This window comes from Streptomyces sp. NPDC032745, from assembly GCF_055579465.1.
This window is the reverse complement of record NZ_JBVING010000032.1, coordinates 1-21,440: the sequence shown is the minus strand read 5'-3', so window position 1 is coordinate 21,440 and position 21,440 is coordinate 1. Positions and strand designations below refer to the sequence as shown.

General features: G+C 67.6%; 20 protein-coding genes and 4 pseudogenes. 11 read left to right on the top strand and 13 right to left on the bottom strand.

The genetic code is table 11. The features are described 5' to 3' along the window. The 3 genes and pseudogenes from ACZ5WG_RS40630 to ACZ5WG_RS40620 form a co-directional block, all read right to left on the bottom strand. Positions 1-267: transposase family protein (locus ACZ5WG_RS40630; RefSeq protein ID WP_468729673.1), on the bottom strand; the 267-nt coding region annotated here is incomplete at its 3' end. Positions 268-1,008: 741 nt separating this feature from the next. Continuing rightward, entirely contained in the window at positions 1,009-1,416 is a 408-nt protein-coding gene (locus tag ACZ5WG_RS40625; protein ID WP_468729672.1) for a hypothetical protein, read from the bottom strand. A 32-nt stretch (positions 1,417-1,448) separates the two neighbouring features. Next, positions 1,449-2,209 (bottom strand): annotated as a pseudogene (locus ACZ5WG_RS40620) (IS5 family transposase). A 379-nt stretch (positions 2,210-2,588) separates the two neighbouring features. Here ACZ5WG_RS40620 and ACZ5WG_RS40615 point away from each other — a divergent pair. Beyond that, a pseudogene (locus ACZ5WG_RS40615) lies at positions 2,589-2,732 on the top strand (ATP-binding protein); the annotation flags it as partial. A gap of 6 nt (positions 2,733-2,738) precedes the next feature. Here the strand turns inward: ACZ5WG_RS40615 and ACZ5WG_RS40610 are convergent. From ACZ5WG_RS40610 to ACZ5WG_RS40600, 3 genes are all read right to left on the bottom strand, one after another. Beyond that, positions 2,739-3,068 (bottom strand): hypothetical protein, encoded by a 330-nt coding sequence (locus ACZ5WG_RS40610; RefSeq protein WP_468729671.1) that lies wholly within the window; start codon positions 3,066-3,068, stop codon positions 2,739-2,741. Between the two features lie 608 nt (positions 3,069-3,676). Next, on the bottom strand, positions 3,677-7,915 hold the full coding sequence (locus tag ACZ5WG_RS40605) for an nSTAND1 domain-containing NTPase (RefSeq protein WP_468729678.1): 4,239 nt from the start codon (positions 7,913-7,915) through the stop codon (positions 3,677-3,679). Positions 7,916-7,989: 74 nt separating this feature from the next. Next, positions 7,990-8,361: a CU044_2847 family protein gene (locus tag ACZ5WG_RS40600; RefSeq protein ID WP_468729670.1), complete on the bottom strand. Its 372-nt coding sequence runs from the start codon at positions 8,359-8,361 to the stop codon at positions 7,990-7,992. Positions 8,362-8,667: 306 nt separating this feature from the next. Between ACZ5WG_RS40600 and ACZ5WG_RS40595 the strand changes: the two genes are divergently transcribed. Further along, positions 8,668-9,081, top strand: a complete 414-nt coding sequence (locus ACZ5WG_RS40595; RefSeq protein ID WP_468729677.1) for an ATP-dependent DNA ligase — start codon at positions 8,668-8,670, stop codon at positions 9,079-9,081. A gap of 577 nt (positions 9,082-9,658) precedes the next feature. Here the strand turns inward: ACZ5WG_RS40595 and ACZ5WG_RS40590 are convergent. Continuing rightward, a complete protein-coding gene (locus ACZ5WG_RS40590) occupies positions 9,659-10,606 on the bottom strand; it encodes a helix-turn-helix domain-containing protein (RefSeq protein ID WP_468729669.1) in 948 nt (315 codons plus the stop codon). Positions 10,607-10,677: 71 nt separating this feature from the next. On the opposite strand from ACZ5WG_RS40590, the gene ACZ5WG_RS40585 reads away from it, so the two are divergent. Both ACZ5WG_RS40585 and ACZ5WG_RS40580 read left to right on the top strand, forming a co-directional pair. Further along, positions 10,678-11,010, top strand: coding sequence for a cupin domain-containing protein (locus ACZ5WG_RS40585; RefSeq protein WP_468729668.1), 333 nt, complete (start codon positions 10,678-10,680; stop codon positions 11,008-11,010). A gap of 86 nt (positions 11,011-11,096) precedes the next feature. Continuing rightward, a pseudogene (locus tag ACZ5WG_RS40580) lies at positions 11,097-11,362 on the top strand (site-specific integrase); the annotation flags it as partial. Positions 11,363-11,374: 12 nt separating this feature from the next. Here ACZ5WG_RS40580 and thrS read toward each other — a convergent pair. Then, positions 11,375-12,601, bottom strand: coding sequence for a threonine--tRNA ligase (gene thrS / locus ACZ5WG_RS40575; RefSeq protein ID WP_468729676.1), 1,227 nt, complete (start codon positions 12,599-12,601; stop codon positions 11,375-11,377). A 1,073-nt stretch (positions 12,602-13,674) separates the two neighbouring features. Here thrS and ACZ5WG_RS40570 point away from each other — a divergent pair. Beyond that, positions 13,675-13,845, top strand: coding sequence for a hypothetical protein (locus ACZ5WG_RS40570; protein WP_468729675.1), 171 nt, complete (start codon positions 13,675-13,677; stop codon positions 13,843-13,845). Between the two features lie 222 nt (positions 13,846-14,067). On the opposite strand, the gene ACZ5WG_RS40565 is transcribed toward ACZ5WG_RS40570, so the two are convergent. The 3 genes from ACZ5WG_RS40565 to ACZ5WG_RS40555 all read right to left on the bottom strand — a co-directional run bounded on the left by ACZ5WG_RS40565 (position 14,068) and on the right by ACZ5WG_RS40555 (position 16,997). Further along, positions 14,068-14,490 (bottom strand): hypothetical protein, encoded by a 423-nt coding sequence (locus tag ACZ5WG_RS40565; protein ID WP_468729667.1) that lies wholly within the window; start codon positions 14,488-14,490, stop codon positions 14,068-14,070. Between the two features lie 398 nt (positions 14,491-14,888). Then, positions 14,889-15,503, bottom strand: coding sequence for a pentapeptide repeat-containing protein (locus tag ACZ5WG_RS40560; RefSeq protein ID WP_468729666.1), 615 nt, complete (start codon positions 15,501-15,503; stop codon positions 14,889-14,891). Positions 15,504-15,899: 396 nt separating this feature from the next. Beyond that, a complete protein-coding gene (locus ACZ5WG_RS40555; RefSeq protein WP_468729665.1) occupies positions 15,900-16,997 on the bottom strand; it encodes an IS4 family transposase in 1,098 nt (365 codons plus the stop codon). 198 nt (positions 16,998-17,195) lie between these two features. On the opposite strand from ACZ5WG_RS40555, the pseudogene ACZ5WG_RS40550 reads away from it, so the two are divergent. Continuing rightward, positions 17,196-17,498, top strand: a pseudogene (locus ACZ5WG_RS40550) (integrase core domain-containing protein); the annotation flags it as partial. A gap of 250 nt (positions 17,499-17,748) precedes the next feature. On the opposite strand, the gene ACZ5WG_RS40545 reads toward ACZ5WG_RS40550, so the two are convergent. Together ACZ5WG_RS40545 and ACZ5WG_RS40540 are read right to left on the bottom strand one after the other, a co-directional pair. After that, positions 17,749-18,153 (bottom strand): peptidase inhibitor family I36 protein, encoded by a 405-nt coding sequence (locus tag ACZ5WG_RS40545; protein WP_468729664.1) that lies wholly within the window; start codon positions 18,151-18,153, stop codon positions 17,749-17,751. A 246-nt stretch (positions 18,154-18,399) separates the two neighbouring features. Then, the gene (locus ACZ5WG_RS40540) at positions 18,400-18,618 is read right to left on the bottom strand and encodes an integrase core domain-containing protein (RefSeq protein ID WP_468729663.1); all 219 of its coding nucleotides are present in this window, start codon (positions 18,616-18,618) and stop codon (positions 18,400-18,402) included. 475 nt (positions 18,619-19,093) lie between these two features. On the opposite strand from ACZ5WG_RS40540, the gene ACZ5WG_RS40535 reads away from it, so the two are divergent. The 5 genes from ACZ5WG_RS40535 (at position 19,094) to ACZ5WG_RS40515 (ending at position 20,935) form a co-directional block, all read left to right on the top strand. Next, positions 19,094-19,423, top strand: coding sequence for a helix-turn-helix domain-containing protein (locus ACZ5WG_RS40535; protein ID WP_468729662.1), 330 nt, complete (start codon positions 19,094-19,096; stop codon positions 19,421-19,423). Beyond that, positions 19,321-19,602, top strand: a complete 282-nt coding sequence (locus ACZ5WG_RS40530; protein WP_468729661.1) for a helix-turn-helix domain-containing protein — start codon at positions 19,321-19,323, stop codon at positions 19,600-19,602. The genes ACZ5WG_RS40535 and ACZ5WG_RS40530 overlap by 103 nt, the downstream gene beginning before the upstream one ends. Positions 19,603-19,614: 12 nt before the next feature. Then, complete coding sequence (locus tag ACZ5WG_RS40525) at positions 19,615-19,860, top strand: transposase family protein (RefSeq protein ID WP_468729674.1); 246 nt, start codon at positions 19,615-19,617, stop codon at positions 19,858-19,860. A gap of 51 nt (positions 19,861-19,911) precedes the next feature. Then, positions 19,912-20,373 (top strand): transposase, encoded by a 462-nt coding sequence (locus ACZ5WG_RS40520; RefSeq protein ID WP_468729660.1) that lies wholly within the window; start codon positions 19,912-19,914, stop codon positions 20,371-20,373. Between the two features lie 118 nt (positions 20,374-20,491). After that, on the top strand, positions 20,492-20,935 hold the full coding sequence (locus ACZ5WG_RS40515; RefSeq protein ID WP_468729659.1) for a hypothetical protein: 444 nt from the start codon (positions 20,492-20,494) through the stop codon (positions 20,933-20,935). The last annotated feature ends 505 nt before the right edge of the window (positions 20,936-21,440 follow it).

Sequence of the window (21,440 nt, the reverse complement as noted above, 5' to 3'; positions counted from 1 at the left end):
GAACCGTGCGTGCGGGGCGGCCAGCCGGGAGAACTGCTCAGCGAACGTCCGACGCGGGCAGTCCGCCGCCCCGCAGATGAAGCGCCGGACCGTCAACCGGATCACAAAGCCCTGCTCAGCGAGCGGAAGGTCCTTCAGCCTGCGCTGGTAACGGTCGTGGACCCGGCCCGAGAAGCACCCGCAGCCCGGACACGCCGCCCCGGCCGCGCGGCCTCTCGCCACCACCTCGACCATGCCGAACGCGGCCGTCACCGCCTCGACATCCACCGTCGATCCCCTCGAACACCAGCGAGTCCCACAACGGTGCATCGGTCTGCATGACCAGCACCGTCACCGTCCACAACCGGCCGCAGCAGCGGCCAGCAGCAACCTGAGGGAGCGTCACTTCCTATGGTCCGACGACAAGGCGTACCCGGTCTCACGCGAACCGCCCCCTCGCAATCGAACATTGAGATGACGCTCCGTGACGGCTCCCCAAGATCTGTGCCAGAACCCGCAACTAACGAACGAAGCCATGCATGCCTGCTCGGGCTTGCCCTGGTGGAGCTGAGCCTGCGCGAGATTGAGTGTGTAGCACCGGCGGTTGCGGACGTAGCCCGTGCGGAGACCCCCGAGAGTGCGATGCAGGTACGCCTCCGCTTCCGAATGGCGGCCGATGCGTGCCATCACGAGGGCGGAGAGACCAATCCAGTTCCGCGGTGTCGTAGAAGCCGATCCACGCCGGCCTGGCTGCGCCAGTGACAACTGACTCCGTTGGTAGGTCAGTTCTGACTCCGCTCAGCGGCACCAGGAGCAAGAATTGAATGTGAGAGGTGACTCCACTCTGGACGCGTGAGGGACCGGCAATTCGGCTGTTCTGGGCAGCGGCCAACCTCTCGGACCGAAGGATCAGACCGGTCTGAGCCGTGACAGTCGGGTTCAGTGAGCACGACCAGACTTGTCCGGAGGTGGCATGGATTCACGAACGACGAGTCAGAGTGGCAGGTGCAGAGCGTTTCCGCGCACTTCTCAAGGGCGTTCGAAGCCAGCCACAAGCTGGCGCGCGTACTCATCCTCCGGGGCGAGGTCCTGGACCGCTCGAGAGGCTTCCTGGATCCGACCCGTCTCACACAGCAATTCGACAAGGTGATATAGGGCGCCACTGTCGCCGTCCTCAGCACGGCTGCGCAGCGCCCCGTCCATCTCCCGCTCGTGAAGCGATCTGTGGAGTCTCCGACGTGCGTGGACATCCGTGAGTGCGAATTCCGCGAGTTCCGTGAACCGCTCCGCACAGACGAGCAACCGCATGTGCCACAGATGGTTGTCGTGCGCGTAGGAATCGGCGGAGTAGCACTCGGCTCGGGCACTGATCAAAGCGATAGCTGTGTCCCAATCTCCGAGCTGTTCCGCTGCCTGGGCCTGCTCGTACCACTCCATAGGACGAGTATCGCGTAGAGCTCGTAACACGATCATGAGTCGGGCTTGTTGAGGCGTCGCCAGCAGATGAGGCTGCAGGCGAGGGAGACGAGCACGTCGTGGAGTTCGGTGCGGCGTTCCCATCGGACGGCGAGTCGTTCGAAGTGGTGGAGCAGGGCGAAGGTCTGCTCCACGACGTAGCGGAGCTTGCCCATACCCTTGATGTTCGCGGTTGGGGTTGGAGTCGTAGCCCTTGTCTCCGAGCAGGGCCTCGGGACGACTGCGCGGACGGCCGGGTTGGCCCGCCACAGGTGGGATGCCGTCGACCAGGGCGAGGGTCTGGGTGACGTCGTTGCCGTTCGCCGCGGTCGTGATGACTTTGAGCGGGGTGCCGCGCCCGTCGCAGATCAGGTGGTGTTTGCTGCCCGTCTTCCGCCGGTCGACCGGCGACGGACCGGTGTCGGCGCCCCTTCTTTCGCGCGGATGTGGGATCCGTCCACGCATGCCCTGGACCAGTCGAGGCGGCCGGCCGCGTTCAGTTCGGCGAGGAGGATGCGGTGCAGCTGGTCGAAGGCCCCGGCCTGCTGCCACCGCTCCAGCCTTCGCCAGCAGGTCAGTCCGGAGTCGAACCCCAGCTCAGGGGGCAGGAGTTGCCAGGCGATGTCGTTGCAGAGGACGTACAAGATGCCTTGCAGGCACAGCCGGTCAGCGACCGGCCCCGCCGCGGCCCTGGTGACCTCGTCGGACAGGGCGGCAGCAGCGGCTCGATCAGTGTCCACAAGTCGTCATCCACGATCCACGGCCGAGTATTCACACCATCCCGAACGGCCGAATCGTCACACCGGTCACGGCTGACCAGGACATCTCAGCAAGATCCTTTTACGAGCTCTTAGGGAGCCGGGTGCGGGCGTAGGTGACGGGCGTTGGGACTAAAGTCCCCCCGCGACGGGTCCTTTCCCCGGTGTGCGTTCTGAGTGGGTAGCCGAACCTGGTCATCGGCTCGCTTGGGCCACTCGACGAAAGGTCGGCACATCATGAGCGATCGCAGCGCTCCGGAAGTCAACCGCAGCATGCCTGTAGTGGACATTCGTGTTGGCGGATTCCGCTTGACGGTCCAGCGCGTGCCGGTATGGCTGATCACGGCGGTGTCCTCAGTCACCTGTACAGGGGCCGTCTGGTGGACGAGTCGCTGATTCACGCTCTTCCCCAACCCTGTCATCGCCGAGTCACTGATGGACCGGCTGATCAACACCAGCCACCAGGTCATCATGAACGGCCCCAGCTACCGCCCGAACAAACGCCCCAAGAACCCCACCGACAAGCCCCCAGGCAAATGACCCCGTTCAGTCCCACCAGTTGAACATCAGCTCGCCGACCGTGCTCGGGCGCCAGTAGCCCACCTGCTCCAGCTCTTCTTCGGCGAGCTCACTGGTGTTAGCCGAGGCCAACGGCATGCTCAGTTCATCGACCCCCAGCAGCCGAAAGCCGCCCATCTCAAACGCGGCCGACCATGCCGGCGGGGGCGTGAAGGCTGGCAAGGGCGCACCAGCCTGCGGTGGGCTCGCCACAAAGGCGACAACCGGGAGCACGTCGTGGCACAAGACTGTGGACCGACTGGACGAGGTGATGACCAGAGCCGTATGGAAGCTCGACGCGACTCCGGTCGGGGTCACTTCGGCGACCGTGCCCCGAATCGATCGGGCCACAGCGTGGCAGGCAGTTCTGAAGGCCACGACGTCCGCCCGCGGCAACGGGTCATCGCCATGCCCCCAGAACCCGGTGGCCCCTCGCGCGATACGGATCAACGAACGACTCAACTTTCACTCCGGCCATCAGGTCTGCTGACAAGGGTGCCACGCGACCAAGCCGAGTGATCACGTGCCCGCTTCTGCCGCCCACCAGAAACACCTCTTGGGTGGCCCGCTCAGTCGCAAGGGTGGGGAATTACGTGAACTTACCCCTGGGGAATAGCGCGATCGTCCACAGCTTCGCGGCAGAGCAGAAATTCGACGGTTCTCCAGACACTCTGTGGATGTCTCATCTGAGTGATGTCCCCGACAGCCCGACAGCCCGGCGACCCTGCGTCGGCTCGCCTGGTTTGCCAGTCGCAGGTTCCTCGGAACTCCTGTTCTTGGCAGTTGGAGACTTCGTGCAGTTGTTCTTCAGCGACAAGGGGGAGGTGTGGAAGGCCAGCGAAGTTGCTGTCTGGGGTGCGCGGAGCCCGCCGAGTTGTTCGAGCGGCGACGCTTTCCCTCGGGCACGCTGATCTTGCTGACCATGCCTAACGCTCGGTGCAAAGGGGCTGCGCTGGGACGCGCGCTGGAAGGCTGGCCCGCTCGTCATCGGTGAACTGCCGGTAGCCGATGATCTTGCACAGGTCGCGCTGCCACATTTGCGGGTCGAGCCGGAGGACGCCGCCTGCTCCGGACGGGTCAGCGTAGATCACTGTGCTGCCGTCCTTCGAGATGTCCATGAACGAGTACGAGCGGTTCGCAGTGCTGCCGGGCGGTTCACCAAATTCGAAGGAATCCTGCGGGGCACGCTCCCCAACGCGGTAGATCCGTACGGCGTTGTTGGCGGCGATCAGGAAGCGGCCGTCCCGGTCGATGAACTGCGTGACGGTCGGTGTGACCAGGTCCTCGGCGGTGCTGCGCAGCGGGCCGAGTTCCTTACGGAGCGGATCACGCCGCCACAGCTCGACGATCGCTCCGCGGCGCATCAACCCGAAGTATCGGCCGCTGGGGTCGAACTGCGCGGCGAGGACGTCTTCGGTGATCCTCACTGTTTCTGTGACAGCGCCTGTGGTGATGTCGACGATGCGGACATCAGGATCGCCCCAGGTGATCACGTTCACCTTGTTCGGGGCCGGATAGGTGCCTATTGAGATGTGTGGACGTCCCTCGGGGGCATCCTTGGGCTGCAGGGCTTTCGCGTCGAAGTGCGCGAGTTCGCTGCCGGTGTGCGGATCCCATTGCTGTACCACGGTCCCTGACACGGTGAGCACGTTTCCGCCGGCGTCGAAGTTGTAGTGGAAGTCCCACTTCGCGGCGTCCCCGGCCGGTTCGGCAGGCCCCAGGATGGACGGCGGGTTCCTGGGCAGGGGAGGCGGTTCGATGGCGGTGATGACGGCTACTTGCCGCAGGGTGGAGACCTCACGGACGGAGATCACGTTCCGTCCCTCCTGGCTGGCGAGCAGGCTCCCGTCGCTGTTCAGCCGAAGCTGGTCCGCGTCTCCTGGTATCCAGTGGGGCTCGCGGCGCTGCGCCTCGGCGAGGAGGACGCTGTTGTCTCCGGTGGCGGGCCGCAGCTGTATGGCGGACCCGTCGGCGAGAACACTGATCGTGCGGGTTCCGTCGCTGGTGAGCCGCTGCTGGCCGACCGAGAGTATGTCGCCCCCGGACGGGAGTTCGGTGTAGGTGATCAGCGAGCCCTTCCAGGTGACGTGGAAGAGCTTCCCTGCGGCGGACACCAAGTGACCCGATGTGGAGGCTGACGGCGAAGGGGTGCGGGAGAGTACCTTGTTGTGGAGCAGGTCGACCACACTCAGGGTGTCGAGAGTCCAGATCCCTACTTGGCTGCCCGTCGCGCTGACCGCATCGACGATGCACTGGCTCGGCTTGAGACGCTCGCTCTGCTCGCTGTACGGCTCTCCTAGCTGGGCACCGTCGGAGATCCGGATGAGGCTCACGGCTGTCTCGCCAGCTTCCGACCGGCGGCACACCACGGCTGCCGTCCGGTCACCAGAGAGCTCGATCTGGGCCACGTCGGCCACCGCGGGCACGACTGCACGTGTTGCGCCGGTTGCCGGGTCGTAGACGAACAGGGCTTTTGATTGATTGGTGTCCCCCCATCCGGAGCGGATCAGGAGCAGGGTCCGGTTGTCCGGGCTGATCCACAGGTCGATGTCTTCCTTTGCGTGGTCCGCGGGTGTGGGTGTCGAACGCGCGATGGTGCCGCTGTCCAGGTCCCACCAGATCAGGTGGTCCAGCACCCTGGCGACGATCAGGGTGCCGTCGAGGGACATGGTGGGGCTCATGTCCTTGTTCGCGTTGATGGCCGTTCCGAGTGCTTCCGGCAGCCGGTGCAGTTCGCCCATCGGCTGGTCGCTGTTGGCGTTCACCGGGAACCAGGCGGCCTTGCCGTCCTCCTCGACGTAGCCGGCCCGCCTCCCGTCCGCCGAGACCAGCGGGAACCTTACCCCGCTGACCGAGGGCACCTGCGCCATACGGACGTCCCCGGTGACGGCGTGCACGAAGAGCGTCGCCCGGCCGTTCTTCGAGGTGGCCAGTACGACGTTGCCGTCGAGGCTCGTCTGGAGGGTCAGGACTGTTCCCAGCAGGCCGGAGATCATCCGGCTCTTGTCCGAGCGCATCAGGTATGTCCGCAGCAGTTGGTTGCGGGCTTCCTGGGTCGGTGAGGTCTGGTAGGCCGCCAGCGCCAGCATCACCGAGCGGGCAGGGTCGGTGGACGTCTCGTCCTGCGAGGCCTGGGTCAGGGCGCGCGAGGTGGCCAGCGCCTCACGCTCCTGGCTCTGCTGGCGTGCGAATGCGAACAGCGTCGCGAGCGTCACGGCCACCACCAAGATGCCGGCGATGAAGGACCGGCGTCTCCGCACCCGGCGGGCCCGGGAACGCCGGTATGTCCGCCCGCTGTCCAGGTAGGCGCGTTCCGCCGTCGTCAGGTCGCCGTCGCGCCCGGTCACCCATTCCTGGGCAGCCGCCAGCGCCACGGTGGTCGGCAGCAGTTCGGGGGAGCGTTTCGCGCGCTCCCAGCGGTCCATGTCGTGGCGCAGGGACTCCCGCCACTCCAGGAAGGAGCGGTCCTCAGCAGTCCACGCCGCCAGTTTTTCCCAGCCGCTGATCAGCGCCTCGTGCGTGAGCTCCACCGTCTCGACGCCCTCGGCGCTGCGGCCGGTCACCAGCAGCCGGGTAACGGCGAGCTGCTGGGCAACGCGCCATTCCTGCTCGCCCAGTTCGGTTCGCAGAGCCATTCGGCGTGTCGCGGCCGGCGAGCCCATCGGAACGCGGATGAGCTGGGTGAACAGCCGTCGCGCTGCCGGCTCGTCCTCTTTCGGGACGTGCTCGTTCCAGGCCTGGTCCGCATGGGCACTCAGCGCGCCTGTGACTCCGCCGAGGTCCCGGTATGCCTGGTGGGTCAGCAGGCCGCCGCGCTGTTCCTGCCACAGCAGGTCGAGGGTGAAGCCCAGCAGCGGCAGGGCACCCGGCTCGGTGCCGGTGTCCTCCAGGATTCGGTCCACGAGGGCGGATTCGTACCGCACGCCGGGGATGGCGTCGACGGGCGCGGTCACCACCTCGCGCAGCCGCTCGGGGCTCAGCGGCCCGAGCGCGTGGACGCGTCGGCTGAGGGCGGGCCCGAGGCGAGGATGCGCGAGTGCGATCTCCAGGAAGTCGGCCCGCAAGGTGGTCAGCACCCGAACCGTGCGCGGGAGAGCGTCGGCGAACAGGACGTCTGCCAGCTTGCCGACGGCCTGCGGGGTGAGCGCGAGTAGTTCCTCGAACTGGTCGACCACCACCAGCAGTCGGCGGCTGTTTCGCAAGTCCAGCAGCCGGGGCACGAGATCGGCCAGTCCGCCCTGCCTCAGAACCTCGGTCAGCTCGGTGAGCCGCAGCAGGCGCTGGGTCTCCGACAGCTCGGGTTCCAGCATCGGAAGCAGCGCGGCCGCGAGGGCTGCCAGCGGACTGCTGCCGAGGGTGGGGCGCACGACGACGGCAACGGCACCCCCTTTCCGCAGCCGCGGCACGACCCCGGCCAGCGCAAGAGACGACTTTCCGGCCCCGGAGGCTCCCACGAGTGTGACCCATTGCTCGCCGGCCAGGGCCCGGGCCAGTTCATTGCTCTCCGCCTGTCGGCCGTAGAAGAGCGGGGCATCGGACTCCTGGAACGCCTTTAGGCTGCGGAACGGCGACGGGGGCAGCGTCAGACCGCGCAGTTCGGGCGATGCATTCAGCAGGCTGGCGGTCGGGATCAGATAGCTGGCCGAGGGTTGCCCGGACTCGGCAACCGCCATCATGCCGACCACGCCGCCCAAGTCCTCATCCCACACGGGGGTGCCGCTGAAGCCCCTGGAGACCGGATAGCCCGTTCCGGTCAGGTCGACCTGCAGCAACCCCTGGCTCTGCTCCGCCCGCAGGACACCGGAGTGCCATACCCCTCCTGGGCGGCCAGCCGGGAAGCCGAAGGCGCGCACCGGGTGATCCCACACCATGTCGTCCTCGACCATCCGAATCGGGACGGCGCCGGGCAACGGGGTATCCAGCCGCAGCACCGCCACGTCCCCGCCACCCGATTCCTGCGGCGGTATCCAGGTCTCGATGCTCGCGGTCACGCCCGTGCCACCCGACCCGGAAGCGGCTGGGAGCGGCAGATCGACGTGGAGCCGGGTGTCGGCCAGCGGACCCTGGTCCTGCGGCGTGCCAAGGGCTGCGGACACTACGTGTGCACACGTCAGAGCCAGCTCCGGGGAGACCAGGAATCCCAGGCCCACCGCATCTCCACGCATATCGCGGATCCGCAGCACAGCCGCATTCAGAGCCTTCGGTCCGGTACCCTCCGCCGCCTGCGGCCCTAACGGGGTCACTGAGCCGGCCCCGCGGGGGCGCCGATCCCATCGGACGGGTCACGGTGCCAGGTGAGCGAGATCTTGAAGTTCGCCTGGGCCGCCGTACTGGAGATGATCACATCAGCTTCAGCGGACAACGACAGCCCGAACTCGAGGTTGAGCTCGTCAGGTCCGTGGACCATGCCACGGAAGCCATCCACGAAACTCTGCGCGACCGGCCGGATTCCGTTCACCATCTCCCCAAGCGACCGCGAGGCACGCGCCATCACCTGCCCCGGCCGCGCCACCCTGACCAGGCCGTCCTCGCCGATCGGCGCGATCTCGACCCTCACCACGTCCTGTGGCCCGCCCGCCACACCGATGGGCAACTCCACCTGATACGCCATGTCTCCCCCTCAGGATTCCCTGGCCCTTCCACCGGCGGTTCCCGCGCCACGGCTACGTCCGAATCCGCTCGGCGCGAACCAACCAGCCCACCAGATGGGGCGAACGTACAACACCACGGTCGGGGAGGAGTGCAGAACAGAAAGCATCGCCAGCAGGCCCAAAGCCCGCAGCAGTACAGGTCAACATTCGGGCGGCACACCGATCAGAAGCTCCCGGCCACCGCAAGGGGACGTATCTGTCTCACGAAGTCTGGAGAATGATGGCCACCGCGCGATCCTCTTCACCCCCGCCGGTCCCGAGGGAAGCTGCAGACCCGGCGCAGCTCACTCGTCCAAGACCGGTTTCCCGACTTGGTCACGGACGCCGAGCAACTGCCCGAGGGCCTGGTCCTCGACGGCGAGCTCGTTGTCTGGGACACCGCAGCCGGCAGGCTGTCCTTCGACGCCCTCCAGCGCCGGGCCGCCGCCCGCGGCCGCACCGCCGGTGCGCTCACCGCGAAGAGCCCGGCGTTCTTCATCGCCTTCGACGCCCTGCAGATCGACGGCATCGAGCTGCTGGCCCTGCCCAACCTCGAGCGCCGCCGACGCCTGGAGGTCCTGTTCGCGGCCCGCACACTGACCGCCGCGTGGATGCTGTGCCCAATGACCACCGACCCGGCCAAGGCCCGGGAGTGGCTGGAGGACTGGACGGACGTCTCCGGCGTCGAGGGCATCTTGTAGCCAGGGTTCGCCGCTGACCGATTGACCACCATGCTGCCCGTCCGCAGCTCTACACCCGCCTGTCCAACTATCGCCAGTTCCTCATGCAGCGCACCCTCCTGATAACCGTGTGTAGTTGGAGTCACGCATCGGCTCCGGGTTCCTCCGCCTGCGGATGCGAGGCGGCCAGGGGCATAGCGACGGTCTTGTGTGCGCTCGCATGGCTTCGTGGCGGTGAACTGTGCAGAACTGCATGCAGGATGGCCCGTTGAGGGCCTGGTGACACACATAAGTCAAGTGGAACATTTGGTTGCACCGGGGAATAGCAAAAGCCGGCAGCCGTGGCCCAGCTTCGTGGCCTTCGTCCGTACTGCTCATGGCGATGTCGTCGAAGCGTCCCTGACTCCCCGAAAGGGCTGGGTTTACGCCAGGTTTCGCCTGACGACGAACCTAGCCGCCCTCGAAATCATCCTCGCGCCCGCCCTTGGTGACCAGTGGGTAGACGATCACGCGCAGTGCGGGGCTCATCTCTCCGCCTTGCCGTTTCCCTTCCGCGGACGTTTGGGTGCATCCGGCGAGCGCCGCCGCGCCCGGTCGTTCAGCGGCCGAAGGCTCTTCGGTAGGCGCCGGGTGTCGTGCCCAGCATGGTCCGGAAGCGGCGTCGCAGGTTGACGGCGGAGGACAGGCCGACCCGGTTGGCGATGGCCTCGACTGGCAGGTCCGTCTGCTCGAGCAGAATGCGGGCGGCGGCGAGGCGCTGGGTGAGCAGCCATTTGCCGGGGCTGTGGCCGAGCTGTTCGGTGAAGCGCCGGGCGAGTGTGCGGGCCGACACTCCCGCCTGCTCGGCGAGGCGGCCCACGGTCAGCTCGGTGTCGAGCCGGGTCAGGGTCCACTCCAGCAGCGGTGCGAGCGACTCGTCGGTCCTGATGGTCACGGGCTGGGTGGCGTACTGGAGCTGGCCGCCCTCCCGGTGCGGCGGCAGCACCATGCTTCGGGCGACCTGGGCCGCGTAAGCGGCACCGTGGTCGCGGCGTACCAGGTGCAGGGCCAGGTCGATGCCCGCTCCGGACCCGGCGCTGGTGGCCACGTCACCATGGTCGACGTACAGCACGTCCGCATCGACCTCCACCTGCGGAAACGCGGTGGCGAACTGCTCCGCACGCCGCCAGTGCGTTGTCGCCCGGCGCCCGTCCAGCAACCCGGCCTGCGCCAGCACGAACGCCCCCGTACAGATGGACACCACCCGCGCCCCGCGCCGGTGCGCCGCACGCAGGGCGCTGAGGATGCCCGGGGACACGGCCGCCCCGGTGGGCTGCCAGCCCGGAACGACGATGGTGTCCGCGTCCGTCAGCGCGTCCAGCCCCGCCTCGACGTACATCGCGGGTCCGGTCGTTGCCGGGAGTACTCCGGGATGCTCGGCGCAGACCGTGAAGTCGTAGTGCACGGGCAGATCCGGACGCACGGACCCGAATATCTCAGCGGCACAGGCGAGTTCGAAGGGTGACTGCGGCGCGTTCAGCAGCGCGACCACACGATGACGGCTCATGGCAGGAAAGTACCTGATGATGTCTTTCCAGACTCTCGGCCCGGGTACTCGCCCGGCGCGATCGTGGGCGCATGAGCGAAACAGCGCCTACGGGCCCGTTGAAGACCACCGTCCACATCGACGACATCGAGCCGGGGGAGGTCGCCCCCGGCATCGTCCGCCGCAGGCTCCCGGCGACCGAATTCGCCAGCGGTTGGCTGATCGACTTCGCCCCGGGCACCCGCTGGCCGGATGTCGATGTCCACGACACCGAGGAGCGGTACTACGTCCTGAGCGGCGAGGTGATCGAGGGAGAGGAGCGTCATGGTCCGGGGACCTACGTGGTGTTCGCCCCGGGCAGCAGTCACCGCCCCCGCACAGAGACAGGCGCACGGATGCTGGGGGTTACAGTGCGGGCACACTGACCGCAGCCATCGTCCCCGGCCCCCACGACACGACGGGCCGGTTGCACGCGGCCAGCCGATCTGCAAGAGGCCGGACCCGGAGCAGCCCGGACAGCGGGCTGGCCCGGCTGTAGTACGGGGCAGGCTCGCGCCTTTGGTGATGAGTCCACTGCCGGGCAGGGGCTGGGATGGGCCTGCACGAGTACCGTCGCTCGGGCCTCGCCCAGCTGGGCGAGGCCCGAGTCGGCCTGCTGATGCTGATGGCCAATTCGAGACACAAAAGGCCGGAGAACGTCCGCCGTCACTTCAAGCCCTCGTCCGACGCCATCGCGGAGATCACCAGTCTCCTCGCGCGGGCGGCAGCAGGCGCTGACCGCGACGCCTGTTACGGGATGGCGTCGGCCCACAGGTCGGTGCTGTGGGCCCCGATGAGAGCGCTGATGTGGGCGAGTACATCACTGACCGGCTGTGGGTCGAGCCGGCGTCCGTCACGCAAGCGCAGTGCGACGTGATCGTCAGCGGCCTCCTTGGCCCCGATGACGGCTTGGTAGGGAACCAGGCGGGCCTCTCGGATGCGGGCGCCCAGACTGCCGCGGTCTGGTCCCGCGATCTGGGCACGCAGTCCGAGATGGGTGCAGCGTTGGGCGAGGGCTGCGGCGTTCGGCAGTTCGGTGTCGGAGATCGGGAGAATGACCAGCTGAGTAGGGGCGAGCCAGGCGGGGAAAGCACCGCCGTGCTGTTCGATGAGATGGGCGACGGCACGTTCCACACTGCCGGTGATGCTGCGGTGGACCATGACCGGGCGGTGTTTGGCGCCGTCCGCGCCGATGTAGTGCAGGTCGAACTGCTCGGGCTGGTGGAAGTCGACCTGGACGGTGGACAGGGTGGACTCCCGGCCGGCGCCGTCGGTGACCTGGACGTCGATCTTGGGGCCGTAGAACGCGGCCTCTCCCTCGGCTGCCTCGTAGGGCAGGCCGGAGCGGTCGAGGACATCGGTCAGCAGGGCGGTGGACCGCTGCCACTTCTCCGGTGCGGCGACGTACTTGCCGCCAGGGCCCGGGAGGGAGAGCCGGTAACGGGTCGGAGTGATGCCGAGTGCCTCGTACGCCCGGCGGATCATCTCCAGCGCCGCCTGCGCCTCCTCGGCGACCTGGTCCAGGGTGCAGAAGATGTGCGCGTCGTTGAGCTGGATCGCCCGCACCCGGGTCAGCCCGCCGAGCACGCCGGAGAGTTCGGAGCGGTACATACCTCCCAGTTCGGCCATGCGCAGGGGCAGTTCCCGGTAGCTGTGGGAGCGGGAGCGGTAGATCACCGCGTGATGGGGGCACAGGCTCGGCCGCAGGACGACCTGCTCACCGCCGAGGTCCATCGGGGGGAACATGTCGTCGCTGTAGTGCGCCCAGTGCCCCGAGATTTCGTACAGTTCCCGCTTGCCGAGGACCGGTGAGTACACGTGCTGGTAGCCCGCCCGCCGCTCGGCGGCACGGATGTATTCCTCCAGGGTGTGCCTCACGGCCGCTCCGTCGGGCAGCCAGTACGGCAGGCCGGCGCCGATCAGCGGATCGGTGTCGAACAGGCCCAGTTCACGGCCGAGCTTGCGGTGGTCGTGCACGGTGGTCATCGCGGTCTCCCTTGCTGGTTGCGGAGCAAGTGACCGGGCCTACGGCGAAGCCCCGGGGCACTTGCCCCGGGGCTTCGGATCAGGTCGTCTGTCAGCGCGCCGGGACACTCTCCGGCGTCGTCGTCATAGCAGCGCGCTTCATGTCGCAGACGTTAGCAGGATGTAGCGATCTCCACACGGTCATTCGTCGTCACGTCCGGGTTGCGAGGTAGTGGGTCCAGCTGTCGTTGGCGTACCAGGCCCACGTCTTCGCTGTGGCGGGGCTGAGGCCGAACAGGTTGGCAACGACGATAGGTCCGGACCGCACCAGCCTGCCCGGCATGGGCCTGGCGCCCGCAGCCGTCGCCTGCGTGGCGAGTCCGCGCAAGGGGGCGGTGGTGTTATGGGGCGGTCGTTCTACTGGTGTCGGTCCTGCCGCCAGCCGCTCTGAGCCATCAGTTCTTTCGCTGTTCCGGCTGGCTGGCACTGGGAGATCGACCATCAGCAGCCCGGCGACTGCGGCAACGGGAACCTGATGCCCCTGACCGGCACTGCCACCGTCCCCGAAGACCTGCCCGACGCTCCGCGTGTGCTGCGCGTCTTCGGATCCTGAGCTCCGGCCGACGCCGCGCCCAGCGGGGGAGGCGCAGTCGCCGCCCCGACATTCAGCGCCCGGCCTCTTTGGTGCCCGCGTCCTGGCAGGCCTGTGGTCCTGCACTCACTGCGCCGGCCCGTCGGGCACAGTATCGGGGTCTGCGCGGGTGGTTCCGGGAGGTGTGGGGCGGGTCGCGCGTGTGCGTCACGGGCGGATCGGGTGGGATGGGTAGGGCGAGGGGCCCCACCTGCCACGTCGGTGGCCTCTTCCCCTCGGGGTGCTGTCGCCCAGGCATCGGCCGCCGTCACACGTCGCCGTCACGCAGCCGCGGCCGACGGCACCCGCTTTCCAGCCCGCTGGCTCTCGGCCCCTGTGACGGTAACCACGGCCTGCCAGGTGGCCTGTTCGATGGTGCATTCACCGAAGCGGACTCGTAGGAGCGCTGTCATCCGGAGGGTAAACCGGAGTTTTTAGGTTCCAGGACGCCGACCTGACCGGCGCGAACTTCACCGGCGCCGAGCTCTCCGGCTGCCCGCCCCATCCCTCAAGCCAGGCGGGCACGGGCATCGCGTCGCGTACGACTGCCCACTCCGCGTCGGTCATGTCCGAGGGGTACCTCGGACGCCTGTGCGGCCGGTCCCCGGCATTCCCGAACCGGTGAGCGAGGCAATCGCACGACAGGGGCGCGGAGTCGGATGGCAATGTCACGGAGACGGAAGACTGCGGCACCAGGAGCCTCCTGTTGCTCGACTGGATTCGACACCCACGAGCTGTACGGGAGGCCCCACTTTCATGCCCTTCCGACCAGGAGATCGCCCGACCGAGTCGGCAGACTCGAACTCACGATCACCAAGATCGATAGAGCAACCGCTAGTTAGCGCACTCAGCGCACGAAGTCCGTTACTGTGCCGTGATTGTCGGGAGAGGTCAGGCCCCAGAGGATCAGTCCCACGATGATTGCCAGCAGGATCAGCCCCGGCACGTTCTCGGGCCCCCAACCGACGGGCTGCCGAACCGGTGGGCCGGGTGTGGCGTCGTCGCGTGCAGCGTCGGAGTCGGCGCGCTGCCAGGGCGCGACATCGGCCTCACCCCGGGCGATCCGCGCGGCCACGTGGCGTACGTCGGCCGCGTGGTAGGTCGGCTCGCGGGTCAGGTCCGGGGAGGGCGCAGCCGAGGTACGTACGCTGTTGGCCCGCGCCACGGCCGTGATGCTGATCGCCCTGATCTGCGGCCAGATCTCCCGGACTTCGGCCTTCGTCAGCCAGCCTTCCCCATCCTGATGGTCCTGCTCGTCCGCTGCCCCCATTCGAAGTCCGCCCCCTCGCTCGCCGATCACCCTTGGCTTGATACCCAGACCGCCGAAAGATCACACGGCCGGGCAGTCACACTCGAACTCACGCCCACCGTGATCGGTATGGCAACGGCTTCTCGCTGGTGCTGGGCTGGGGTGCGGCGGTACCAGGGTGTTGTTTTGTCGGTGAAGGCCGCTGTCGTTTGGTGGGTGGGGTGTTTGTCGCCCCTGTGGGTGGGTGTGGTGGAACGCTGGGTGGGGGCGTTTCGTGTCTGGCTACGCATTGGTGGATGTCGTCGTTTGCGGGTGATCGCGGTGTGTCGGCAAGGGTGGAGCTGCCTTACTTCCCGCGCTGGGAGATTGTTCCTGGCTTGGAAGGGACCGTCGTCGGCGAGCAGCGCCGTCGGTTGGCTCTAGCGGAGGGAGGGTGGGAGGCCGCGTACTCCCTTGAGTGTGGCGCCGCTGAGGTTCGTACCCGTGAGGTCGGCGCCGGTGAGATTCGCATCGGTGAGGTCGGCCTTAGATGGGTCGGCGTTGGTGAGGTCCGCCCCAGACAGATCCGCGCGCGCCAGGCTCACTCCCGAGAGGTTGGCGCCGCTGAGGTTTACCTCCCGCAGGGTGGCACACGTGGGCACGGCCTGTGGCTCCTTGGTGCTTCCGACGGGGGCCAGGAACATTTCCGAGCAGATCGTCGCCTTCCTGAGGTCCGCCCCTACGAGGAGGGCGCGGGTCAGCTCTGCGCCTATGAAGTCCGCCCCCGTCAGGTCCGAGCATCTGATGTCCCAACTGCAGAGGACGGCGCCGGTGAGGTCGGCCCAGGTGAATCCCGTGTCCCGCAGCTGTGCCTCCTGGAAAACCGCCCCGGTGAGGGCCGCGCTTGAAAGGTCGGCTCGACTTAGGTTCGCCTTCTCCAGGCTTGCTTCGGAGAGATCTGAGCCGCTGAATTGCGCATCGCTGAGGGTGTAGAAGCCGGGGCCGAGTTTGTGGATGAGGCCGTTCGCGGCCCAGCGGTTGAGTTGTCTGTACATGGTCTCGAGGGTGACGTCGCCGAAACGGGCCGCGATGTCGCGGGGCCGCCATGAACGGCCGGGCTCTTCGTGGAGCAGGTCGAGAATGCGGTGCCTGCGGCGCTGGGAGTGGGTGGCGAGCCGGTCGTCGCGGGAGGCGGCGGGCAGCGCGGGCTGTTCATTCGCGGGCTCGAGGATGGCGACGTCGAGGCGGGTGACGGTGCGGCTGCGGTCGGGGCGGCCGTCGTCTTGGCGTTCGGCGTACCGGGAGACCGACGAGCGGACCTTGCGGGTGCTGACGCGGGGCCGGCGGGGTGGGAGGAGGCCGGCCAGGACGCGCTGGCCGATGACGCCGATGGTGCTGGCGTCCGTGACCGTGGTGATGCCGGCGGCCTGGACGACGAGGTCGCGGGCGGCCTACAGGGCGATGGTGAAGCCGCAGCGGTCCGGGTCGGTGCCTGGCCTGGACTCGATGGCCTGGACCATCACGGTGCGAAGCGCCTGGTAGAGGGTGAGCTGGGCCCACATCTCCTGCTCGACGCCGACCGGGTCGCCCGACCGCAGCGGGCGGCCCTGTCCAAGGGTGTGCCGCAGCGCGTAGTAGGCGGACTCGTGCTCCCACCGCTCATGGTAGAGCGCGGTCAGCACGGTGGCGGGGTATCGGTTCGCGCAGGTCAGCGTGGTGGCAAGTCGGTAGGCTCCGGTGAAGGAGGTGCCGTCGTCCAAGGTCACGGTGCCCTGCGCCTCGATGATGCGGACCGGGACGGTCCCGATGACGGACAGGTAGGAGCCGTCGCCGAGACGGGCCAGGACCGGAGTGCGGCGGTTGGCGCGGATCCGCCCGAGGAACTGCGCGCTGGTGCCGGTCAGAGCGGCGAGGAAGGCGTTGGCGTCGAAGCCCTTGTCCCATAACAGCAGCATGTCGGGGCGGAGTTGGTGCAGCAGCCGGCAGGCGTAGGCGGTCTCGCCGGTGTCGGTGGGACCGAACACCGCGCCGATCAGGGCGCGGGTGCCGGTCTCCAGCAACGTCATCAGCTCCAGCATCGGGCAGCCGCCCCGGCCGCCCGGGCCGAACCACTCCGCGTTGCGCTCGGTGTCGGCCAGCCTGATCGAGCTGCAGCTGTCGAACGAGACCGTCCGGAACCGTCCGAACCGCACTCCGGTCGCGGCCGGTTGCGCGAGTGGCCCGGTCAGGACCTCGAACAGGCGGCGGACCGGCGCCGGGCCGACCCGGCGTCGCAGGTCACGCAGGGCCTTCGCGGTCGGCCCGGCGACCTCCAGGCCGACGCCCGCCAGCGCCGCGGTGAGCTTGTTCCAGACCAGCCGGTAGCCAACCTCCGGGAACAGGCACATCGCCAGCAGAAAGTAGACCCCGACCCGCGAGGGCAGGTCACGCGGCCGGTGCTGCACACAGCCGGTCTCCTCCAGGACCGCGTCGACGAGCTCGAACGGCACGACCTGCGTCAGCTCGCCCAGATGGCCGGGCGCGAAGGGGCCCGCGGCCACAGCGAACACGCGGGAGAGCGTCGTCAGACCGGGCGGCGCGGCACCATGACGTACGGGCAACGGGGCACCTCGGCGATCAGCAGTCTTGGCGGACTATCTGATCAACGCGACCCTGTTGCCCGCGTCACGACCCGACGACGAAACCCCTTGCCACCAGCGGAAATACGTTAACTACCCGGCCTTGGGTCAAGGCCCCTGGTTGAACTCGCCCAATATACGAGTAGGGCCTTCGCTGAAATCTGCAGGTCATCAGGGGTCCGGCAGAGCATGGGCGCGGTCGGGTCCAGCGCGGACAACGCCGCAGCGGAAAGCTTCAACGCCACCTTCAAGAGAGAGACGCTCAAGGGCCGCAAAAGCTGGCCGAACGAGCGCGAGGCGCGACTCGACGCCTTCCGCTGGCTGACCCGATACAACACCCGACGCCGGCACTCCCGCCTCGGTCAACGATCTCCGATCGCCTACGAGAACGACTTCCAACCAACAGCAACTACCCTGACCCAAGCCGCATAGACGTGTTCAAAATCCGGGGTCAAGGCCCGACTGCCTACCGAGCCAACCAAAAATGAGATGACTTCGAACCAGCAGTCACCATGGAGCGAGCCCGGATGCCTCGTAGGGGTATCCGGGCTCGTTCGTGTCTTCCTGGCGTGCCGCGGAAGCGGTGGAGCTGAGGGCCTCGATGCTAGTCAGGCCGGCGGGGTTGTGATGATCACCAGGGAGACGGACGGATCTGTAGGACACCCGTGCATCAGCCGGATTATCAGCACGGCTTCAGCGTGTATACCGGGTTGAAGTCGAAGTTGGGGTCCCCACCGATATGCGCGTAAGCGTAGACGTTGCCGCTCCAGCCGTAGAGGCTTGCTACTGCGTTGTCCGTCTGGTTGTTGACCCAGGAGCCACGGCCATTCCAGTTGGAGAGCGAATGGACGACTCCGCACTCCCAGAACACGAACTTGGCGCCGCCGAAGTCGCGATGCTGGTATATGCAGAACGAGCCCTCTGGGCAGTCTCGGCCAGTGCCGTCACCCCACTCACTATAGCTATGGCCGTCGACCATCCCGTCGACGTTGTTGCCAAAGCCCGCCGTGGCGGTCTGAGTCCCGCCGATCCCGGCGACGAAGGCCAGGGTCAGCACGGCCGCTGACTTCATCAGCTTGTTACGCATGTTCGCCTTCCATGTGCAAAGGCCCATGTCGGCCTCCTGATTCGAAGGTTGTGTCGGTCATCAGACTCGTCTGACGGTTGCGTCCCGGTACGATCCGCGTGGCATCCGATAATGCTGAGGCTTTGACAAATCCCCACCCGCGCTCACTTGACCCGCCAGATAGTACGGCAGCGGTTGGGTGCAGGCCTTGCCTCGATTTTCGTGACTGAGCTTGTTCCGCTTTGACGGACACCTTTGGTGTGGTGGTCAGGCTGCGAGTGCGGTCTCATAGTCGGCGGGACTGCGGTAGCCGAGGCTGCTGTACAGCCGGTGCAAGTTGTACCAGCTCTCGATCCACTCGAAGATCGCCGTGCGAGCCAGGGTCCTGCTGGGCCAGGTGGTGGTGCCGAGCAACTCGCGCTTGATGGTGGCGAAGAACGATTCGGCGAGCGCACTACCCGGATTACTACTGGGGCCCTTGCTCATTCCAGTTGGCGGTCATGTTGTCGGTGAAGTGACAGCTGGTCGTGGACTTCGAGGTGCCACCGACCCACGGACCGGTGATCCTGTACGTGATCCAGGGCTGGTCGGAGCTTTGGCAATCCGCGACGGCGCGGTGCTGCCAGCCGTACGTACCTGCGGGGCACTGGGAGCCTGCGGCATCATCTAGCCAGTGGGTGAAGGTGTATGCCCAGCAAGGCCCACTGGCTGCCTGTGCGTTCGGAGCCATGCCGATCAAGCCGGCCGTTGCGATACCGAGGGCAGCGCCAGCAGCCGAGAGACGCATGCGACGCGTAGGAGTTGAGAATTTCATCGACGCTCCCTCTAGTGCTGATTCGTACGGTGCCAGCCTCCGGCTTTAGCCCAACTCACGGAACCTCCAGCCTCATAGGTTGTGATCTAGGCGCCTACCTGCTACTGAGCCGAAACTGATGGGTTTCCTGCTCGTTGATCGGGTGTGATGGACGAGGGTGGGGACATGCGGCGTCTGCCGCCTGCGGGGCAGGAGGATCTGCGGCTGCGGGTGGTTGCGGCGCTGGAGTCGGGACGGGTGCGGACGTACGGGCAGGCGGCGGAGGTGTTCGGGGTCTCCGAGCGGTCGGTGGGCAGTTGGTGGCGGTCCTTTCGGGCCGGTGGCCGTCAGGCCCTGCTGGCGGTGCCACGGCAACCGCGCGCCAGGATGGGCGAGTGCTGGACGCGTCTGCGCGGGGTGCGGTGCTGCAGGCGATGCGGGACTACGCCCCGGCCGACATCGGGCACGGCGGTGTGCTGTGGACCCGCGCCTCGGTGAAGGCGCTGATCAAGCTGGTGTGCGGGGAGTCGATGACCGAGCAGGGAGTGGGTAAGTGGCTGCGGCGGCACGGCTTCACCCCACAGCGTCCCGCCCGCCGCTCCTACCGGCAGCAGCCGGCCCAGGTGCGGGTCTGGCTGGAGGAGGAGTGCCCGGCGATCGCCGCACGGGCCCCGTAGGAGAAGGCCGAGCTGGTCTGGGCCGACCAGTGCGGCCTGCGCTCGGACACCGCACCGCCGGGCCGGTCCTGGGCCCCGGCCGGACACACCCCCAGGCGGTGTCCGCATTGTTCCAGGATATCGGGGCGGGTGCACGGCTGGTACGTCCGACGCCTGGCGGACGCGGCGATCGGGGGCAGGGCTGTGGTTGTCGAGCTGCTCGTGCGCCGCTTTCGCTGTCTCAACGGCGCTTGCACAGCGGTGACGTTCGCGGAGTAGATCGAGGGGCTGACGACGCCTCACGCCCGCAAGACCCCGTTGCTGCGGTCGGTGCTGCTGTCCATAGTCTGCACGCTCGCTGGCCGGCCCGGTGCCCGCTTTGCCAGGCTGCTGGGCATCCGAGTCGCCAAGGACACCCTGCTGCACCTGCTTCGCGCGATACCTGAGGGGCGAGAGGGCCCGGTGCGGGTGCTGGGTGTGGACGACTTCGCGCTACGCAAGGGCGACTCGTATGCCACCATTCTGGTGGATCTGGAGAGACGCCGACCTATCGACGTGCTGCCAGGCCGGGAAGCCGAGCCCTTGGCCGCCTGGCTGGCCGGGCACCCCGAGGTGGAGATCATATCTGCCGGGATCGAGCTGGCGCTTACGCCGAGGGCGCCCGGACCGGCGCCCCGCAGGCCATGCAGCACGCCGACGGCTGGCACCTGTGGCGGAACCTCGCCGAGGCCGTGGAGAAGACCGTCGGCTCACACCACACCTGCATCCGTTCCGCGTTCGCGACCAGGCTGACCACCGAGCTGGACACGGCCCGCGTCAGGAGACCGCCTTTCGCCCCTCCGGACCGGACGAGTGACTGCCTCGACCGCCCGCGGCGCCTGTCGCACGCACCAGGGACCGCTACGCGGCGGTGCAGCAACGGCTGGCCGAGGGCAAGTCCCTGACGGCGATCGGCCGGGAACTGCGGCTTGACCACTCCACCGTCCGCCGATTCGCCCGGGCCACCAGCATCGACGAGCTGCTGGTCAAGGCGGTCAACCGGCAGTCGATCCTCGACGAGTACAAGTCCTACCTGCACCAACGGTGGAACGAGGGCTGTTACGACATCCCCCGGCTCCACCGCGAAGCCCGAGAACTTGGCTTCCCCGGGGATGTCCAGACCGTCCGCCGGTATCTGCGCTGGTCGAAGGAGAGCGGGCTTCCTGTTCCACCGCGATCCGCACCGCGACCCCGCCGGGTGGTCCGCTGGATCATGACCGGCCCGGACCGCCTGGCCGCCGGCGATGCCCTGGAGCTCAAGGTTGTGATCACGGCCCCCGCCTCGACCGCGAGGTCGACACCGACCCGACCGTGATCGCGTCCGGGCCGGCTTTGCGTAGTTGGTCGAGCGTGGCGCGCCGCTGCGGTGACCGGCCCCAAGGCCTCTTGCAGACTCCCCGGCAGGTCGTGAATGGCGTCGCTGACGCGCCCCGCCTTCACCGGCCTGGCCTGCGAGGCCGGAGCCTCGACCAGGAGGGAGCCCCCGTCTCCCAACGGAATCCGAGCCAGATGCGTCAAGGCTCCTCCAGGCGTTTGCTCGCCGGTGTCGCAGCCTCCGTGCCTCTTCCTCAGCATGCCACCGCCCGGCGCGGGTCGCCCTCCAGACGGTGTCGGCGCACTCTGGGAGGCAGGGAGACCCTGGACGTGATGGACCATGTCCAGGACCTGCATAGGCGTCATCTCATTTGGCCAGTCTTCGGTAGCAGATGAGGGTGCAGGCGATGCTAGTGAAGGCACGGAAGTGTTCGGCTTTGCTTCGCGCCGGGGACGGGAGGGGTGTGCCGGGTGGGTGACAGGTCGTTGCGGTTTTGATGGTGACA

Coding starts and splice junctions, on each gene's coding strand:
- ACZ5WG_RS40625 (WP_468729672.1), bottom strand. CDS start 1,416: ATGGAGTGGTACGAGCAGGCCCAGGCAGCGGAACAGCTCGGAGATTGG.
- ACZ5WG_RS40605 (WP_468729678.1), bottom strand. CDS start 7,915: ATGCGTGGAGATGCGGTGGGCCTGGGATTCCTGGTCTCCCCGGAGCTG.
- ACZ5WG_RS40600 (WP_468729670.1), bottom strand. CDS start 8,361: ATGGCGTATCAGGTGGAGTTGCCCATCGGTGTGGCGGGCGGGCCACAG.
- ACZ5WG_RS40590 (WP_468729669.1), bottom strand. CDS start 10,606: ATGAGCCGTCATCGTGTGGTCGCGCTGCTGAACGCGCCGCAGTCACCC.
- ACZ5WG_RS40585 (WP_468729668.1), top strand. CDS start 10,678: ATGAGCGAAACAGCGCCTACGGGCCCGTTGAAGACCACCGTCCACATC.
- ACZ5WG_RS40565 (WP_468729667.1), bottom strand. CDS start 14,490: ATGGGGGCAGCGGACGAGCAGGACCATCAGGATGGGGAAGGCTGGCTG.
- ACZ5WG_RS40560 (WP_468729666.1), bottom strand. CDS start 15,503: ATGTACAGACAACTCAACCGCTGGGCCGCGAACGGCCTCATCCACAAA.
- ACZ5WG_RS40545 (WP_468729664.1), bottom strand. CDS start 18,153: ATGCGTAACAAGCTGATGAAGTCAGCGGCCGTGCTGACCCTGGCCTTC.
- ACZ5WG_RS40540 (WP_468729663.1), bottom strand. CDS start 18,618: ATGAGCAAGGGCCCCAGTAGTAATCCGGGTAGTGCGCTCGCCGAATCG.
- ACZ5WG_RS40535 (WP_468729662.1), top strand. CDS start 19,094: ATGGACGAGGGTGGGGACATGCGGCGTCTGCCGCCTGCGGGGCAGGAG.